Origin of the sequence: Mesorhizobium sp. M7A.F.Ca.MR.362.00.0.0 (assembly GCF_004023175.1) — a bacterium.
Taxonomy (GTDB): domain Bacteria; phylum Pseudomonadota; class Alphaproteobacteria; order Rhizobiales; family Rhizobiaceae; genus Mesorhizobium.
Map to the genome: position 1 here is coordinate 2,934 of NZ_RZTF01000538.1, position 504 is coordinate 3,437.

At 67.3% G+C, this 504-nt stretch carries 1 protein-coding gene; it reads right to left on the minus strand.

Annotated elements, in window-relative coordinates:
* Window positions 1–504: hybrid sensor histidine kinase/response regulator (locus EOC06_RS34690; protein WP_245470326.1), on the minus strand; the 504-nt coding region annotated here is incomplete at both ends.

Here is a 504-nt window from a genome sequence, read left to right on the forward strand (position 1 = left end):
ATGTCGGGCACCCAGTCGGTGTCGCCAAGCATGTCGAGCGCATCGTCGGTCGAGGTCGCGGCCCGCACCAGGCATTGCCAGCGTTCGAGCAGGAAGGTCATGGCCTGCAGCACTTCGACATCGTTCTCGACCAGCAGCACCTTGGTGCCGAACAGGCCATAGCCGCGCGGCCGTTCCATGTCGGCAACGCTGGCGATGGCATCGGCTGGCGCACCGATGCCGACCGGAACATCGATGTGGAAGATCGTGCCGCGTCCGACCTTCGACGAGAATGTCACGGGATGGCCGAGCGCGCTGGCCATGCGGCGCACGATGGCGAGCCCGAGCCCGAGACCGCCACCGTCCAGTTCGGCATTGGCCGGCGAGGTGCCGCGATGGAATTCCTCGAACACCGCCTCGCGCTGGTCGTCGGGAATGCCGCAGCCCGTATCGGCGACGTCGATGCGGATGGTGTCGCCGCGATGCCTGGTGCCGACAAGCACGCCGCCCGAGCGTGTATAGCCC